The following is a 16139-nucleotide window of genomic DNA, read 5'->3' on the forward strand; positions in this document are numbered from 1 at the left end:
GTCAGCTCAACAGCACTTCTTTGACGAAGCGACTGCCAAAATAGGCAAGAGTCAGGATGAAGCTGCCGATCAGACTCAGCGTGATGACTTTGCGACCGCGCCAGCCATAGGTGTGGTGACCCCACAAGAGCAGAACATATACACACCAGGCCAGAATGGAGAGTACCGCCTTGTGTGATTTGCCTTGGGCGAACATATCTTCGAGAAAAAAGAGGCCGGAGGCGATGGAGAGGGTCAGCAGCAGCACCCCCGCAGAGATAAGCTGGAACAGCCGCTTCTCTACCGTCATCAGTGGCGGCATCGCTGGCAGGTTACTGATTTTTCTAGATTTAAGCTGCTTGTCCAGACAGGCAAGCTGCAACGCAAACAGGCAGGCGATCATTAATACCGCATAGGCCATCAGGGCGAGGCCAATGTGCAGCAGCAGCTGGGGATGGGCCTCCAGATGGGTTATGTAGCGACCCGGGATCAGGGCACTGGCAGCCAGCAGTAGGGCCGAGAAGCTGTACACTACCGGCAGCAGGATCCAGCCGTTGAAGCGACGAGTGACGCAGGTCATGAAGCAGCTGATGATGAGACTCACCAGCGAGGCGACGTTGAGCATGCTCAGGTTTTGACCTGAATGGGTCACCATTACTTCACTGGCAACAGACGCACCATGGGCGACCAGCGCCAGTCCTACGCAAGCAAACAGGGGGGCGTGCCCGACTTGTTTGGCATTGAGCAGCAGGTGCAGTGAGGCGATGATGGCCAGCAGATAAAACGCCAGGGCCAGAACAGAGATCACGATCATAACCAGGTCGTTGTTACACAAGCATTTAGGGATACAAGAGGAGCAGTATACCTTGCACAAGATGTGCTCGCCAGTTGTGCAATGGCCGATCTGCCCATATATAGGGACGAAGCATCGATGAGTGGCTCCGCGGTGAATAATCGTCCTCGCGGCTGCTCTGGGTTATAATGCCCTCCATTTACAACGCCAAGAACCGGAATGCGTCATGTTTGAGAATTTGACTGAACGACTCTCGCGCACCTTGCGCAATGTCAGTGGCCGCGGCCGTCTGACCGAAGAGAACATCAAGGAAACCCTGCGCGAAGTCCGCATGGCGCTGCTCGAAGCGGATGTCGCCCTGCCGGTGGTGCGTGATTTCGTAGCTCGCGTCAAGGAGCGTGCCGTCGGCCAGGAAGTGGCCAAATCCCTGAGCCCGGGCCAGGCATTCATCAAGATTGTGCACGGCGAACTGGTCACTGTAATGGGTGAGGCCAACGAGCAGCTCAATCTGGCTGCCCAGCCGCCCGCCATTATCCTGATGGCCGGTCTGCAGGGTGCCGGTAAAACCACCACGGTCGGCAAACTGGCCAAGCTGCTCAAAGAGCGCAACAAGAAGAAGGTGCTGGTGGTCAGTGCTGACGTTTATCGCCCAGCAGCGATCAAGCAGCTGGAGACCCTGGCGGGTGACATCGGCGTCGACTTCTTCCCGAGTGACGCCAGCCAGAAGCCGGTCGACATCGCCACCGCCGCCATCGATCAGGCGCGCAAGAAATTCTATGACGTGGTGATCGTCGATACCGCCGGCCGTCTGCACGTCGATAGCGAGATGATGGCCGAGATCCAGGATCTGCACGCCACCATCAAGCCGGTCGAGACCCTGTTCGTGGTGGATGCCATGACTGGTCAGGATGCTGCCAATACCGCCAAGGCATTTAATGAAGCACTGCCCCTTACCGGTGTGATCCTCACCAAGGCGGACGGTGACGCCCGTGGCGGTGCCGCGCTGTCGGTACGCCATATCACCGGCAAGCCGGTCAAGTTTATCGGTATGGGCGAGAAGACCGATGCACTGGAGCCGTTCCACCCTGATCGCCTCGCCTCTCGTATCCTCGGCATGGGCGATGTGTTGTCGCTGATCGAGGAAGTCGAGCGTAACGTCGATAAAGAGAAGGCCGCCAAGCTGGCCAGCAAGGTCAAGAGTGGCAAAGGCTTCGATCTCGAGGACTTCCGCGAGCAGTTGGCCCAGATGCGCAACATGGGCGGCATGATGGGCATGCTCGACAAGCTGCCCGGCATGTCCGGCTTGCCGGACAACATCAAGGATCAGATGGATGACAAACTCACCGTGCGGATGGAGGCCATCATCAGCTCCATGACGCCGAAAGAGCGTGCCCATCCCGACCTCATCAAGGGCTCTCGCAAGCGTCGTATCGCTGCTGGTTCCGGCATGCAGGTGCAGGACGTGAACAAGCTGCTCAAGCAGTTCACAGAGATGCAGCGCATGATGAAGAAGATGTCCGGCAAGGGCGGCATGCGCAAAATGATGAGCCAGATGAAGAACATGCTGCCACCGGGATTTGGTGGCGGTCGCGGTCCGTTCTGATTATCCGGAGTTAGGTATTGAGCGAGGGTCTGCCAGCGGCAGGCCCTTTTCATTGCGGCTCTGCGCAAAAAATGGCTGGCTTGGTTGCAATTATTACGAATCCAAGTAGAATTATGCGGCTTATTTTAAGCTAGGGTCCGCGTGTTTGCGGGCCTTGTTCATTAGATGTTAATGAGGACGATATGGTAACCATTCGTTTACAACGTGGTGGCGCGAAAAAGCGTCCGTTCTACCAGGTAGTAGTTGCTGACAGCCGTAACGCCCGCGACGGTCGTTTCATCGAGCGCGTTGGTTTCTTCAACCCGGTTGCTTCTGGTAACGCTGAAAAGCTGAACCTGGACCTGGCTCGTATCGAGCATTGGGTTGCTACTGGTGCCGCTGTTTCTGACCGCGTTGCCAAGCTGATCAAAGACGCTGCCAAAGCTGCTTAATCAGCCAAACGGTAAGGAGTTAAGGTGGAAAAACCTGTAGTTCTGGGCACCCTGGGTACCGTTTACGGCATCAAGGGCTGGCTTAAAGTGAACTCCTTCACCGATGTTGCCGAAGCGATTTTCGATTACAACCCCTGGCTGATCAATCAGAACGGGGTGTGGCGTGAAATTCAGGTTTCATCCTGGAAGCGTCACAACAAGGGTCTGATCTGCAAACTCGATGGTATCGACGTGCGCGAGGATGCCCTGGCATTGACCAATGTCGAGATTGGCGTAGCCGCCGATCTGTTGCCTGCGTTGCCTGAGGGCGAGTTCTACTGGCGTGACCTGATTGGTTGCTCGGTAGTGACCACCAAGGGATACGACATGGGCAAGGTGACCGAATTGATGGAAACCGGCTCCAACGATGTGTTGGTGGTTGAGGCCAATGTAAAAGATGCCTTTGGTGCAAAGGAGCGGTTGATTCCGTTCCTGGAAGAGCAGGTGATCAAGAATATTGATCTGACTGCTCGAACAATCGAAGTTGATTGGGATCCTGGTTTCTAGTTTCCCGCGGTAACACGAGTGCCGGAGGTTTCTTATGTGGATTGGGGTGATTAGCCTCTTCCCTGAAATGTTCCGAGCCATTACCGAGCACGGGGTAACGGGTCGGGCCGTCAAGAGTGGCCTGCTGCAGATTGAGTGCTGGAACCCCCGGGACTTTACCCACGACAAACACCGTACGGTCGATGATCGTCCTTATGGTGGTGGGCCCGGCATGCTAATGATGGTTCAGCCGCTGCGTGACGCGATTCATGCAGCCAAGCAAGCGGCGGGAGACGGGGCTAAAGTCATCTATCTCTCTCCTCAGGGGCGCAAGCTGACTCAAGCGGGCGTAACCGAGTTGGCGACGAATCAGAAACTGATTCTGGTAGCCGGTCGATACGAAGGTATCGATGAACGCGTGATACAAACCGAAGTCGACGAAGAGTGGTCTATCGGGGATTACGTGTTAAGTGGTGGCGAGTTGCCTGCCATGACCCTGATCGATGCGGTTTCGCGTCTGGTCCCAGGGGTTTTGGGCGATCAGGCCAGTGCCGAGCAGGACTCCTTCACGGACGGTCTGCTGGATCATCCCCACTATACTCGGCCGGAGGTGTTGGATGGGCTGGCGGTGCCCGAGGCGCTGACAAGCGGCAATCACGAAGTGATTCGACGCTGGCGTCTCAAGCAGTCGCTCGGACGAACCTGGCAAAGAAGGCCGGAACTTATTAACAACCTAGCTCTGACTGACGAGCAAGAATCACTTCTTGCCGAGTATGTCCGCGAAGTGCGTGACAGCGTTAAGTAGAGTTTTCAGTTTATCCTAGGTAAGGAAAGACAATGAGCAAGATTATTCAGCAGCTTGAACAAGAGCAAATGCGTACCGACATCCCGGCTTTTGCCCAGGGCGACACCGTACGTGTTCAAGTTCGTGTTAAAGAAGGTGGTAAAGAGCGTCTGCAGGCTTTCGAAGGCATCGTGATTGCCAAGCGTAACCGCGGTCTGCACTCTGCTTTCACCGTTCGCAAGATCTCCAACGGCGAAGGTGTTGAGCGTGTATTCCAGACTCACTCTCCGCTGATCCACAGTGTAGAACTGAAGCGTCGTGGTGATGTTCGCCGCGCCAAACTGTACTACCTGCGCAACCTGTCCGGTAAAGCTGCTCGTATCAAAGAGAAGCTCAACTAATTCGATTCGAATTGGTGTCGATATGTCGGCGAAATGCTCGACAGGTAGTGAAAAGGCTCGCCAATGGCGAGCCTTTTTTGTATCCACTTTCGGGTGTGCCGGCTCAACCTGGCTGGCTGACCCGCACCACAGAGTTGTCTCGCCCGAAGGGGCCGGGTACGTAGTCATCCGCCGCCCAGTCGTTGTCGTAGCGGGTCTCCCCGTTCGGCTGAACCAGCTGATAGCAGTATTCGAAATGGCTGGGGCCATCGGTCGGCAGGTTGAGGGTGGTCTTGAACTCACCGCTCTTCATCCGCTTGAGCTCGATGGGTTGCCACTGGCTGAACTCTCCCAGCAACAACACCTGCTCGGCCTCTCCCGCGGCCTCTCTTTCCACGGCAAAGGTCACCTTGACCTCGGGGCGAGACTTGAGAAATTGCTTGTTGATCGGCATGACGCCTCCTTGTCCTGATTGCGAAAAATAGCGGCTGTCTATTTTTATATCACTTTATGACAAGGATGTTGATAACAGAGATCAAGCGGGCAGGGCAAAGTAGCGCTGCAGCAGGCCGTGGGTGAAACCTATCTTGAGGTAAAAGCCGCGGGGCAGGGTCAGGATCGGCTGGCCATTGCGACCGATGGCCCGAGTCAGCGCCTTGTTGTTGGCCGCCTTGGGACGCAGTTGCAGCACCTGGCCGTGGCGGGCACTGATCTGCTCCACCTCTCCCAGCACTATCATGTCCATCAGCTCTTCCCAGTCCTGGCGCAGCAGCATCTCCTCCTCTTCATTCGGGCTCCACAGCAGCGGCATGCCGATCCGGCGCTCGCCGATGGGGATCTCTCGGCTGCCCTCCACCGGGATCCAGAGCACGCGGGAGAGCTTGTTGCGCACGTTGGACTCCTCCCAGCGCTGGCCGCTGACACCGATCAGCGGTGCCACGCAGACGAAGGTGGTTTCCAGCGGCTTGCCCTGAGGATCGATGGGGATCGTCTTGAGCTCGATGCCGAGATCCGGGAAGTCCTGCTCCGGCTTGCTGCCGGCGCTCGCTCCCAGCTGCCACTCGATCAGCTGGCCGACCCAGCCCTTGTCCCGACGCAGATCCGCCGGCACGGCGATGTTGGCGTCGGCGGCCAGCTGGGCCAGGGTGAAGCCGGCCATGGCGTAGGCGCGGGCCAGCAGTTCCTGTTCGGAGCGGGGGTTGGCGGGCATGAGTGACTCCTGCAAAGAGGGATTATTCTAGCAACTCTGATCCTCCCTGAGGATCGCTGTTTTTATAACCGATCCTGGCAGGGGTATGCACAGGGGGGGCAGTTTTGTGTGTAAGTGTTTATCGTAATGATTTTAAAGGGATTTGTCTCCAATTTATCGATGGGCGTCGCACTGGATCCTGCCTTGAAATAGTTGTCCAAGGGTTTGTTCGCGCTGTTTCACACAGTTATCCACAGAAATCTTGGATAACTGCTTAAAAGTAGGAATAGTCACCCTGTTGTTACAAAAAAATGTGAAACGGCACCGATTTTTGCGGCGATATCGGGGCAGATAGTGTGCCACTCCTGTGGATAAAATAGCCGTGGTGGATCTTTGAACAGTCGAACTTGTTCACAATCCGGATCATGGATCTGGCGCGTGGAGTGACATGGATCTAGATCCAGTTGTCATGTCCTAACACAATGTAAAATAATAGTTTTTTATATGTCATGTTGCATGTTGATGCGGAGAGTCACTTTTCGCGTACAGTTAAAAAGTACTGTATATACCCGTTTGCTAACAGCTTTATACACAGTCTGGGTGGGCAACTTGGGGGAGCGGATCCTTGGATTTGTTTATAAGTATGTTTGAAATTGAAAGTTATTCATGAAACAGGGGATTCACTCCTTGTTTGCTGCCACGGGGTGAATGTGGAACAATCTCCTTATAGATTCAGCCTTTATAAGGTGATCACGTGATTGATGGCGACGGATTTCGTCCCAATGTCGGTATCGTGATCTGTAACCGTGAAGGACAAGTGTTGTGGGCTAAACGCTATGGGCAGCACTCCTGGCAGTTTCCGCAGGGGGGGGTTGATGATGGTGAAACGCCAGAGCAGGCCATGTATCGAGAGCTGTATGAGGAGATTGGCCTCAAGCCCGAAGATGTGACCATCATGGCCACCAGTCGTAACTGGCTAAAGTACCGTTTACCCAAACGTCTTGTCCGCTGGGACAGTTCACCGGTCTGTATTGGCCAAAAACAAAAATGGTTCCTGTTACAGCTGAATCCGGGCAAGGAGTCGCAGATCCAGTTCGGCTGTCATGGCCATCCCGAATTTGACGACTGGCGTTGGGTCAGCTTCTGGTACCCGGTGCGTCAGGTCGTTTCGTTCAAGCGGGAGGTTTACCGCCGGGTCATGAAAGAGTTTGCCCCGCTGGCGATGCCAGTGCCGGTAGTGCAGGTCAACAAGAAGGATGGGCGGCGCAACCGCGCCCGTTAAGGAGCACAGACTAGTTGTTAACGGAACTGAGACGTATCGTCGAGAGCATGGCCGAGGCCAATACCCTCGAGCAGGCCTTGCAAGCATTGGTGAGCCAGACCCGGCACGCCATGGCAGTGGACTGCTGCTCCGTCTATGTCTCGGAACCCGAGGGGCGCCGCTATCGCTTGGCGGCTACCGACGGCTTAGCCCCGTCCGCGGTCGGCAAGGTCACTCTGCCCTACGAGCAGGGCATCGTCGGTCTGGTGGGTCAGCGGGAAGAGTTGATCAACCTGGCTGATGCTCCCGCGCATCCCAGTTTCAAATTCCTGCCCGATGTGGCCGAAGAGGCGTTCCGCTCCTTCCTTGGTGCCCCCATCATGCATCAGCGTCAGGTGGTCGGCATTCTGGTCGTGCAGCAGAAGGAGAGCCGCCGCTTCGATGAGGGGGAAGAGTCCTTCATGGTCACCCTGGCGGCCCAGCTGGCTGCGCGGATCGCCCAGGCGCAGGCCAAGGGGTGGCTGCAGAAGACCGACTGGAGCAAGCCGTTACGCGGTATTGCCGGTGCCAGCGGCATCGCCATGGCCAAGGCCTGGGTGTGGCGGCCCCGCAAGGCGCTCTCGTCCATTACCCCGCGCAAGGATGAAGACCATGCCAGCCAGCTGGCGCGGCTGGAGCTGGCGGTTGAGGAGGTGCGGCACGACTTGGAGAGTCTGGCGCTGCGTTTTCGTGAGAGCTACAGCCAGGATTCGGTGGCGATCTTCGACATCTACCTCCATCTGCTGAACGATCCTGGCTACATCAAGCCCATTCGCAACAAGGTGAGCAAGGAGCACTGGACTGCGGTATCTGCGGTCAAGCTCATCAGCGATCGCTTGATCGAGCAGTTCAAGGGGATGAAGGATCCCTACCTGCAAGAGCGCTCCACCGATGTGAAAGATATCGCCCAGCGGCTGATCAGCCGACTGGTGCAGAACGAGCCGGAGCATATCTCGATCGGTGAGCCTGTGGTGCTGGTCGCCGACGAGGTGACGGCCACCATTCTGGCGGAAGTGCCCCGCGAGTATCTGACCGGGGTGGTCTCGCTCAAGGGGGGGACCAACTCCCACGCGGCCATTCTGGCCCGTGCCATGGGTGTTGCCGCCATCATGGGGGTCGATCTGCCCCTTGGTGACATTGGTGGTCGCATGCTGGTGGTCGATGGCTATAGCGGTGATCTCTTCATCGAGCCCAATCAGGTGATCCTGACCGAGTATCGTCAGCTGCTGAGCGAAGAGCGGGCGCTCGATACCCTGGTGCGCAGCGTCGACAACCTGCCATCCGAAACCGCCGATGGCACCAAGGTCTCCCTACTGCTCAACGCAGGTCTCAGTGCCGATACCGAGATCTCCCTCAACCAGCTGGCGGACGGGGTGGGCCTCTATCGCACCGAGATCCCGTTCATGCTGCAGGAGAGCTTCCCCTCAGAGTGGGAACAGACTGCCCGCTATCGCGGCATTCTGGAGACCTACCGCAACCGGCCGGTCTGCATGCGGACGCTGGATGTGGGCGGCGACAAGCCGCTACCCTATTTCCCCATCGTCGAGGAAAACCCCTTCCTTGGCTGGCGGGGGATCCGGATCACGCTGGATCACCCCGAACTGTTTCTGGTGCAGCTCAAGGCGATGCTGCGGGCCAGCGAAGGACTCGACAATCTGGCCATCATGCTGCCGATGATCAGCAGCGTTAGCGAAATCAAAGCCTCCCGTCGTCTGCTGGATCAGGCGTGGCGGGAGGTGTCGGAAGAGGCGGCGAGCCGCGATGCAGTGATCCGCTACCCCAGTCTCGGGGTGATGATCGAGGTGCCCTCAGCCCTCTTTATCTTGCCGGAGATGGCGCCGCTCGTCGACTTCTGGTCGGTGGGCAGCAATGACCTGACCCAGTACCTGCTGGCAGTGGATCGCAACAACTCTAGGGTTGCCAACATTTACGACGCCTTCCATCCTGCGGTGATCCGTGCCCTGCAACAGCTGGTTGATGCTTCCCACCGCTACCAGAAGCCGGTGTCGGTGTGTGGCGAACTGGCCGGTGATCCGGTCGGTGTATTGCTGCTGCTGGCCATGGGCTATCGCCGCTTCAGTATGAACACCCACAACATCGCCCGGATCAAGTACGTGCTGCGTCAATCCACCCTGAGCGAGTTGACCGAACTGATGGCCGATGGCCTCAAACATGACAACCCCCACGTACTGCGCGGCCTGTTTGCCCGCTATCTGGAGGATCATGGTTTGGGCGGTTTGCTACGAGCCGGTCATAAATCGAAACAGAGTGATTGATAATCATGCCTTGTCCCTGCTGACGAATGATCGGAAAATGCGGCTTTTATTTTGACTGGGGCCGCATATGCAGCACGATGGATATTGGGTTTTCTCGCAGATTGATCCCGTAGCATTCAGTTTGGGACCACTATCGGTACGCTGGTATGGTCTCATGTACCTGTTCGGTTTCGCTTTTGCCATGTGGCTTGCCGGCCGTCGCGCCGATGCACCGAACAGCGGTTGGACCCGCAACGAGGTGTCGGATCTGCTGTTCTACGGTTTCCTCGGGGTGATCCTCGGTGGCCGTGTCGGTTACGTGCTGTTCTACAACTTCGATCTCTTCCTCGCGGATCCCACTTACTTGTTCAAGATCTGGACCGGCGGTATGTCGTTCCACGGTGGTCTGATCGGGGTGATCACCGCGATGATCTGGTTTGCCCACAAGACCAAGCGCCACTTCTTCACCGTGGCCGACTTTGTGGCACCGCTCATTCCGTTTGGTCTCGGTGTTGGCCGGATCGGCAACTTCCTCAACGGCGAACTGTGGGGCCGGGTCACCGATGTGCCCTGGGCCATCATCTTCCCGGAAGCCGGCCCCGAGCCGCGTCATCCCTCCCAGCTCTACCAGTTCGCGCTGGAAGGGGTGGTGCTGTTCATCATCCTCAACCTGTTCTGGCGCAAGAACCCGCCGCGCGGCGCCATCTCCGGCATGTTCCTGCTGTTTTACGGCCTGTTCCGCTTCCTGGTGGAGTTTGTGCGCCAGCCGGACAGCCAGCTCGGTCTCTACTTCCAGGAGATCAGCATGGGCCAGATCCTCTCCACCCCGATGATTATCGCCGGTGCCCTGATGATCTGGGCCGCCTACAAGCGTCCGCAGTTGTTCGGTAATGCCGTGAAGGAGGTGAAATAATGCGAGCTTATCTCGACCTGATGCAGAAAATCCTCGATGAGGGCACCGTCAAGTCAGACCGTACCGGCACCGGTACTGTCTCCCTGTTCGGCCATCAGATGCGCTTCAATCTGGCGGAAGGTTTCCCGCTGGTGACCACCAAGAAGTGCCACCTGCGCTCCATCATTCACGAGCTGCTCTGGTTCCTCAATGGCGATACCAATACCGCCTATCTGAAGGAAAATGGCGTCAGCATCTGGGATGAGTGGGCCGATGAGAATGGCGATCTGGGGCCGGTTTACGGCGCTCAGTGGCGCTCCTGGCCTGCGGCTGACGGGTCTGTCATCGACCAGATCCAGAAGGCGGTGGATGACATCAAGCACAACCCGGATTCGCGCCGTATCATCGTATCCGCCTGGAACGTGGGCGAATTGGACAAGATGGCGCTGGCTCCCTGCCACGCCTTCTTCCAGTTCTATGTGGCGGACGGCAAGCTATCCTGCCAGCTCTACCAGCGCAGTTGCGATGTGTTCCTCGGCCTGCCGTTCAACATCGCCAGCTACGCCCTGCTGACCCACATGATGGCCCAGCAGTGCAATCTGGAAGTGGGTGACTTTGTCTGGACTGGCGGTGATGTGCATCTCTACTCCAACCACATGGAGCAGACAGCTCTGCAGCTCTCCCGCGAGCCGCGCCCGCTGCCGACCCTGGTGATCAAGCGTAAACCTGACTCCATCTTCGATTACAAGTTCGAGGATTTCGAGATCGAGGGTTATGATCCCCACCCGGGCATCAAGGCGCCCGTCGCCATCTGACAGAAAGGCGCCATGAGGCGCCTTTTTTTATATATCAAAACACTTAAAAATCTCATTATTGGCTAACTTAGTTGTGAATATGACGCAGGCAAAACCTGTTCTAGGTAGGCCAGTTCTATTTTGCTTTCGATTTTTCCGAGGTTTTTGGCAGCAAGAAACGATTTTCCATTGGTTGTTGCAGGCTATAGACTTAAATTCAAGTAATTTTGTGGAAAAATTAACCATGAGTGACGTAATCAAAAAGTTCCTGAAGCTGGAGGCCGCCTCCGGAATTATTCTGATCATGGCTGCCATGCTGGCAATGATTTTAGCCAATACCGCGCTGGCTGGCGGGTATCAGGCGTTTCTCGACACACCGGTGCAGGTGCGCATCGCGGCTCTCGACATCAACAAGCCGCTGCTGCTCTGGATCAACGATGGCTTTATGGCGATCTTCTTCCTGCTGGTTGGCCTGGAAGTGAAACGAGAGATGCTGGAAGGGGCGCTCTCGACCCGGGTTCAGGCGACCTTCCCGGCTATTGCGGCGGTTGGCGGCATGCTGGCTCCGGCCTTGATCTACGCCTTTTTCAACTATTCGGATGAAGTGGCGCGTGCTGGCTGGGCAATTCCGGCTGCGACCGATATCGCCTTTGCCCTCGGGGTGATGGCGCTGCTCGGCAAGCGGGTGCCGGTGAGCCTCAAGGTATTCCTGTTGGCGCTGGCTATCATGGATGACCTCGGCGTCATCATTATCATCGCGCTCTTCTATACCCAGCAGTTGTCGCTGGAGGCGCTGGCCGTCGGTATTCTGGCAACCCTCACCCTGCTTTGGATGAATCGCCGTGGTGAGGATCGGATCAGCCTCTACATGCTGGTCGGTCTGGTGCTCTGGGTGGCGGTGCTCAAGTCTGGTGTCCATGCGACGTTGGCCGGTGTGGTGGTGGGCTTTATGGTTCCGCTTAACGGCAAGCGTTACGCCTCGCCGCTCAAGTATCTGGAGCATCAACTGCACCCCTGGAGTGCCTATCTGATCCTGCCGTTGTTTGCCTTTGCCAACGCAGGGGTATCGCTGGAGGGGATTGGTCTCTCCTCCCTGCTGAGTCCGGTACCCATGGGGATCATGCTGGGGCTGTTTATCGGCAAGCCGCTCGGGGTGTTCACCATCAGCTGGCTGTCGGTCAAGCTGGGCATCGCCCAGTTGCCGCCCGGGGTCAACTTCAAGCAGATTTTTGCGGTCAGCATCCTCTGTGGCATCGGGTTCACCATGTCGATGTTTATCGCGTCGCTCGCCTTCGAGCACGGTGGGCTGGATTACGGCAGCTACTCTCGCCTCGGGATCCTGGTGGGCTCTACAATGGCGGCGGTAGTCGGCTATCTGGCCTTGCGCATGGCCCTTCCCAAGGGTGAAGGGGAACAGAGTACGGAGGGACTATGAAGCTGCATACAGGGTTGTTGATGCTGTTGTTGAGCCCCGCGGCATGGGCCGGCGGGCTGGAGGATTGCAAGCAGGACGCCACTTCGGCGAACTGCTCTGCCTATCTGAACGGAGTGGTAGACAGCGCCCTGCTGCTGGGGGACAAGCAGGCCAAGGCGCGCTTTGGCGAGACCTTCTCCGAGCGGGCGCTGAGCAGCCGGGCTGGCGAGATGGTCAAACGCTCCAACAAGCGTTATTGCGCTGACCGGATGCCGGACAAAGCACGCCTCAAGGCCAGTCTGATGGAGCAGTTTGGCGCGAACAAGGTTGACTCGGTTAGCGACATGTATGACATTCTGGCGGTTGAACTCAGCTGCTACCGGAGTCCGCGTCAAGCGGGAACCCCATCGGATGTCACACCTTAACTACAACCATCTCTACTATTTCTGGATGACTCAGAAGAAGGGCTCCGTTACCCAGGCAGCGGAAGCCCTTTTTTTGACCCCGCAAACCGTCACCGGTCAGATCAAGCTGCTGGAGCAGCGCTTCGGGGGCAAGCTGCTCAAACGCAAGGGGCGCTCTCTTGAGGCGACTGAGCTGGGCCAGCTGGTGTTTCGTTATGCCGACAAGATGTTCAGCCTCTCCTACGAGATGCTCGATATCGTCAACTACCGCAAGGAGAGCCAGATCCTGTTCGACGTCGGCATCGCCGATGCCCTCTCCAAGCGCCTTGCCAGCCGCGTGCTGCTCTCTGTCATCCCCAATGATGGTTCCATCCATCTGCGCTGTTTTGAATCGACCCACGAACTACTGCTGGAGCAGCTGAGCGAGCACAAGCTCGACATGATCCTCTCCGACTGTCCGGTGGACTCCAGCCAGCATGCGGGGCTGCTCTCCAAACGGCTGGGCGGCTGTGGCGTCAGCTTCTTCTGCAAGGCGCCGCTGCCTGAGAAGCCCTTTCCTGCCTGTCTGGAGGAGCGCAAGCTGCTGATCCCCGGTCGCCGTACCGCCATGGGGCGTCAGCTGACCCAGTGGTTCGAGCAGCAGGGTGTCTCCCCCAGCATTCTTGGCGAGTTTGATGATGCCGCCTTGATGAAGGCGTTTGGCTTCTTCAATCAGGGCATCTTCATGGCCCCCACCATCTATCGGGAGGAGATCCTCGAGGGGGAGGGGGTGATGCTGATCGGGGAAACCCAGGATCTGATGGAGGAGTATTACGTCATCTTCGCCGAGCGGATGATCCAGCATCCGGCGGTGAAGCGGGTTTGCGAGAGCGATTTTACCTTTCTCTTTTCCGGGCAGGAGAACCTCTCCGCCATCCAGCCGGCCACCCTGTCGTTTTAAAACGACCCGTCACCACGTATCATCTGCGATGAGTGGTAGAGGAGAGATGTGATGCAACTTGAAGAGATGGAAGCCAATGCGAGTAAAGCAGTGGCCTTGCTCAAGGCGCTGGCCAACGAGCGGCGGCTGTTTATTCTGTGCCAGTTGCTAGAGCGCGAACTGTCAGTGGGGGAGCTCAACGAGCGATTGGGATTGAGTCAGTCGGCCTTGTCACAGCATCTGGCGCTGCTGCGGCGGGATGAGCTGGTGACGACGCGCAAAGAGGCCCAGACGGTCTACTATTCGCTGCGCAGCCATGAGGTGCGTGAAATGATCAGCTTGCTGCATCGACTTTATTGCAACGCAGATAAATAAAAAACCGGCACTAAGGCCGGTTTTTTCAGCTTTGATCAGCAGACGCTGATTAAGCCATAGCTTTGATCTGGGCAGACAGGCGGCTCTTGTGACGAGCAGCTTTGTTCTTGTGGATCAGGCCTTTGGTCGCCATACGATCCATGATCGGCTGAGCAACAGCGAAAGCGGCAGTCGCAGCAGCTTTGTCGCCAGAGGCGATAGCAGCGATGACTTTCTTCAGGTAGGTACGGGTCATGGAACGACGGCTGGCGTTGTGCTGACGGCGTTTTTCTGACTGAAGAGCGCGCTTCTTAGCAGATTTGATGTTAGCCAAGGTAAAACTCCTAAAACTGTCTTAGCGAGTGTATTGAAAAGGCCCGGAAATATGCCCTTCCAACCACATATTGTCAAATGATTTGTGCAAATAAACACCGCCTCCCGGTGGTGTGTCAGTAGGGAGACGGTTAAACTGTCGGCCGATTCTAGCAGCATTCTTTTCATTCTGACAGTTCCAGAGGCCTCGTCTTGAGTAAGAAATTGATCAAATCCGGCATGATAGTGTCCGGAATGACGCTGGCATCCCGTGTAATGGGCTTGGTTCGCGATGTGGTCATCGCAAATCTGCTCGGTGCCGGGGTGGCCGCCGACGTCTTCTTCTTTGCCAATCGCATTCCCAACTTTCTGCGTCGCCTGTTCGCCGAAGGTGCCTTCAACCAGGCCTTTGTTCCCGTGATGACGGAGTACAAGAAAAATGGCGACGAGAGGGAAGTGCGTGAATTGCTGGCGGCGGTTGCGGGCACGCTGGGGGGCATAGTGACTGTGGTCACCCTGCTCGGTGTGCTGGGGTCGGGTGTGCTGACCGCGCTGTTTGGCTGGGGCTGGTTCTGGGACTGGCTGCATGGCGGCCCTGCGGCCGAGAAGTTCGAGCTCGCCAGTCTGATGCTCAAAATCACCTTCCCTTACCTCTGGTTCATCACCTTTACCGCCATGGCGGGGGCCATCCTCAACACCTTCGGCCGCTTTGCGGTCTCGTCGTTTACGCCGGTGTTTCTCAACATCACCATGATTGCGGCGGCCTGGTGGATTGCACCGCTGATGGACAAACCTGAGATCTCGCTGGCGATTGGTGTCTTTTTGGGCGGTTTGGTGCAGTTTTTGTTCCAGTACCCCTTTTTGCGCCAAATCAACATGCTGGTATGGCCCAAATGGGGATGGCATCACCCCGGGGTGGTGAAGATCCGCACCCTGATGATCCCTGCCCTGTTCGGGGTCTCGGTCAGCCAGATCAACCTGCTGGTCAACACCATGCTGGCTTCGTTCCTGGCGACCGGTGCCATCAGTTACCTCTACTACTCTGATCGCCTGCTGGAGTTCCCCCTCGGTCTGTTTGCAGTGGCCATCAGTACCGTGATCCTGCCTGCGCTGGCGAAGAAGCATGTGGATGCCGATCCGGCGGACTTCTCCCGCACCATGGATTGGGGGGTGCGGATGGTGATGCTGCTCGGCCTGCCCGCCATGATAGGCATTGCGGTGATGCGCGAGCCCATTTTGCGGGTGCTGTTCATGCGCGGCGAGTTCGGCCTGCATGAAGTGAGCATGTCGAGCGCCAGCCTGCTGGCCTCCACTACCGGTCTGCTCTCCCTGATGCTGATCAAGGTGCTGGCGCCCGGTTACTACGCCCGTCAGGACACCAAAACGCCGGTGCGGATCGGGGTGATGTCGATGATTGCGAACATGGTCTGCAACCTCATCTTCATCTACCCGCTCGGTTACGTGGGGTTGGCGCTCTCGACCGCCTGCTCGGGTACTCTGAATGCGGCTTTGCTGTTCAAGGGGTTGTACCAGCAGAGCGTCTATCGTCCCTCCCGCCATACCGGCGTGTTCTGCCTCAAGCTGCTGGTCGCCAGCGTGCTGATGGGGGGCGTGCTCGCCTATCTGTCGCCGGATCTGGCTCAGTGGGGTGCATGGAGCATGGGTAAGGCCAGTTTGCAGCTGACCATGCTGCTGTCGCTGGGGGCAGCGGTCTATGCCGTGGTGTTGCTGCTGCTGGGCATTCGGCCGCGTCACCTTAAATCGGGGCAGCAGTAGCCGTGATCCTGCGGCGCCATGGGGATAGTGCCTCA

Annotated in this window: 18 protein-coding genes; 14 read left to right on the forward strand and 4 right to left on the reverse strand. The window is 57.2% G+C overall.

Annotated elements, in window-relative coordinates:
- Position 1 precedes the first annotated feature (1 nt).
- Positions 2-793 carry a cytochrome C assembly family protein gene (locus G5149_RS14695; RefSeq protein ID WP_041233962.1) on the reverse strand — a complete coding sequence of 264 codons (792 nt, stop codon included), beginning with the start codon at positions 791-793 and terminating at the stop codon, positions 2-4.
- Between the two features lie 205 nt (positions 794-998).
- Between G5149_RS14695 and ffh the strand changes: the two genes are divergently transcribed.
- The 5 genes from ffh (at position 999) to rplS (ending at position 4516) form a co-directional block, all read left to right on the forward strand.
- A complete protein-coding gene (gene ffh, locus G5149_RS14700) occupies positions 999-2375 on the forward strand; it encodes a signal recognition particle protein (protein WP_216980077.1) in 1377 nt (458 codons plus the stop codon).
- A gap of 182 nt (positions 2376-2557) precedes the next feature.
- The gene (gene rpsP, locus G5149_RS14705; protein WP_005308695.1) at positions 2558-2806 is read left to right on the forward strand and encodes a 30S ribosomal protein S16; all 249 of its coding nucleotides are present in this window, start codon (positions 2558-2560) and stop codon (positions 2804-2806) included.
- A gap of 24 nt (positions 2807-2830) precedes the next feature.
- Entirely contained in the window at positions 2831-3352 is a 522-nt protein-coding gene (gene rimM / locus G5149_RS14710; protein WP_005308697.1) for a ribosome maturation factor RimM, read from the forward strand.
- A gap of 34 nt (positions 3353-3386) precedes the next feature.
- On the forward strand, positions 3387-4136 hold the full coding sequence (gene trmD / locus G5149_RS14715; protein ID WP_005308699.1) for a tRNA (guanosine(37)-N1)-methyltransferase TrmD: 750 nt from the start codon (positions 3387-3389) through the stop codon (positions 4134-4136).
- Between the two features lie 32 nt (positions 4137-4168).
- Entirely contained in the window at positions 4169-4516 is a 348-nt protein-coding gene (gene rplS / locus G5149_RS14720; protein ID WP_005308701.1) for a 50S ribosomal protein L19, read from the forward strand.
- 103 nt (positions 4517-4619) lie between these two features.
- Here the strand turns inward: rplS and G5149_RS14725 are convergent, their stop codons facing one another.
- A complete protein-coding gene (locus G5149_RS14725; RefSeq protein WP_005308703.1) occupies positions 4620-4949 on the reverse strand; it encodes an isoamylase early set domain-containing protein in 330 nt (109 codons plus the stop codon).
- Positions 4950-5030: 81 nt separating this feature from the next.
- Positions 5031-5705 (reverse strand): DNA mismatch repair endonuclease MutH, encoded by a 675-nt coding sequence (mutH, locus tag G5149_RS14730; protein ID WP_201892539.1) that lies wholly within the window; start codon positions 5703-5705, stop codon positions 5031-5033.
- A 733-nt stretch (positions 5706-6438) separates the two neighbouring features.
- Here mutH and rppH point away from each other — a divergent pair.
- From rppH to G5149_RS14770, 8 genes are all read left to right on the forward strand, one after another.
- The gene (rppH, locus tag G5149_RS14735) at positions 6439-6966 is read left to right on the forward strand and encodes an RNA pyrophosphohydrolase (RefSeq protein WP_005341374.1); all 528 of its coding nucleotides are present in this window, start codon (positions 6439-6441) and stop codon (positions 6964-6966) included.
- Positions 6967-6980: 14 nt separating this feature from the next.
- Entirely contained in the window at positions 6981-9260 is a 2280-nt protein-coding gene (gene ptsP, locus G5149_RS14740; protein WP_337073209.1) for a phosphoenolpyruvate--protein phosphotransferase, read from the forward strand.
- Between the two features lie 67 nt (positions 9261-9327).
- A complete protein-coding gene (gene lgt, locus G5149_RS14745; protein ID WP_069529608.1) occupies positions 9328-10152 on the forward strand; it encodes a prolipoprotein diacylglyceryl transferase in 825 nt (274 codons plus the stop codon).
- Complete coding sequence (gene thyA / locus G5149_RS14750) at positions 10152-10946, forward strand: thymidylate synthase (RefSeq protein ID WP_005340427.1); 795 nt, start codon at positions 10152-10154, stop codon at positions 10944-10946. Before lgt ends, thyA begins: the two co-directional genes overlap by 1 nt.
- A 223-nt stretch (positions 10947-11169) precedes the next feature.
- Positions 11170-12360, forward strand: coding sequence for a Na+/H+ antiporter NhaA (nhaA, locus tag G5149_RS14755; RefSeq protein ID WP_157161451.1), 1191 nt, complete (start codon positions 11170-11172; stop codon positions 12358-12360).
- A complete protein-coding gene (locus tag G5149_RS14760) occupies positions 12357-12764 on the forward strand; it encodes a hypothetical protein (RefSeq protein ID WP_005348920.1) in 408 nt (135 codons plus the stop codon). Before nhaA ends, G5149_RS14760 begins: the two co-directional genes overlap by 4 nt.
- Complete coding sequence (gene nhaR, locus G5149_RS14765; protein WP_421212791.1) at positions 12751-13683, forward strand: transcriptional activator NhaR; 933 nt, start codon at positions 12751-12753, stop codon at positions 13681-13683. Before G5149_RS14760 ends, nhaR begins: the two co-directional genes overlap by 14 nt.
- A gap of 51 nt (positions 13684-13734) precedes the next feature.
- Positions 13735-14037, forward strand: coding sequence for an ArsR/SmtB family transcription factor (locus G5149_RS14770; protein ID WP_163128873.1), 303 nt, complete (start codon positions 13735-13737; stop codon positions 14035-14037).
- A gap of 49 nt (positions 14038-14086) precedes the next feature.
- Here the strand turns inward: G5149_RS14770 and rpsT are convergent, their stop codons facing one another.
- Positions 14087-14350 carry a 30S ribosomal protein S20 gene (rpsT, locus tag G5149_RS14775; RefSeq protein WP_005308808.1) on the reverse strand — a complete coding sequence of 88 codons (264 nt, stop codon included), beginning with the start codon at positions 14348-14350 and terminating at the stop codon, positions 14087-14089.
- A gap of 191 nt (positions 14351-14541) precedes the next feature.
- Between rpsT and murJ the strand changes: the two genes are divergently transcribed.
- Entirely contained in the window at positions 14542-16104 is a 1563-nt protein-coding gene (gene murJ / locus G5149_RS14780) for a murein biosynthesis integral membrane protein MurJ (RefSeq protein WP_219594741.1), read from the forward strand.
- Positions 16105-16139: the final 35 nt, after the last annotated feature.

It is taken from the genome of Aeromonas sp. 600479, assembly GCF_049175515.1.
Taxonomy (GTDB): domain Bacteria; phylum Pseudomonadota; class Gammaproteobacteria; order Enterobacterales; family Aeromonadaceae; genus Aeromonas; species Aeromonas veronii_A.

Excerpts from the sequence above, each read along its gene's own strand:
- G5149_RS14695 (WP_041233962.1), bottom strand. The coding sequence starts at position 793 with ATGATCGTGATCTCTGTTCTGGCCCTGGCGTTTTATCTGCTGGCCATC.
- ffh (WP_216980077.1), top strand. The coding sequence starts at position 999 with ATGTTTGAGAATTTGACTGAACGACTCTCGCGCACCTTGCGCAATGTC.
- rpsP (WP_005308695.1), top strand. The coding sequence starts at position 2,558 with ATGGTAACCATTCGTTTACAACGTGGTGGCGCGAAAAAGCGTCCGTTC.
- trmD (WP_005308699.1), top strand. The coding sequence starts at position 3,387 with ATGTGGATTGGGGTGATTAGCCTCTTCCCTGAAATGTTCCGAGCCATT.
- rplS (WP_005308701.1), top strand. The coding sequence starts at position 4,169 with ATGAGCAAGATTATTCAGCAGCTTGAACAAGAGCAAATGCGTACCGAC.
- G5149_RS14725 (WP_005308703.1), bottom strand. The coding sequence starts at position 4,949 with ATGCCGATCAACAAGCAATTTCTCAAGTCTCGCCCCGAGGTCAAGGTG.
- mutH (WP_201892539.1), bottom strand. The coding sequence starts at position 5,705 with ATGCCCGCCAACCCCCGCTCCGAACAGGAACTGCTGGCCCGCGCCTAC.
- lgt (WP_069529608.1), top strand. The coding sequence starts at position 9,328 with ATGCAGCACGATGGATATTGGGTTTTCTCGCAGATTGATCCCGTAGCA.
- thyA (WP_005340427.1), top strand. The coding sequence starts at position 10,152 with ATGCGAGCTTATCTCGACCTGATGCAGAAAATCCTCGATGAGGGCACC.
- nhaA (WP_157161451.1), top strand. The coding sequence starts at position 11,170 with ATGAGTGACGTAATCAAAAAGTTCCTGAAGCTGGAGGCCGCCTCCGGA.
- G5149_RS14760 (WP_005348920.1), top strand. The coding sequence starts at position 12,357 with ATGAAGCTGCATACAGGGTTGTTGATGCTGTTGTTGAGCCCCGCGGCA.
- nhaR (WP_421212791.1), top strand. The coding sequence starts at position 12,751 with ATGTCACACCTTAACTACAACCATCTCTACTATTTCTGGATGACTCAG.
- G5149_RS14770 (WP_163128873.1), top strand. The coding sequence starts at position 13,735 with ATGCAACTTGAAGAGATGGAAGCCAATGCGAGTAAAGCAGTGGCCTTG.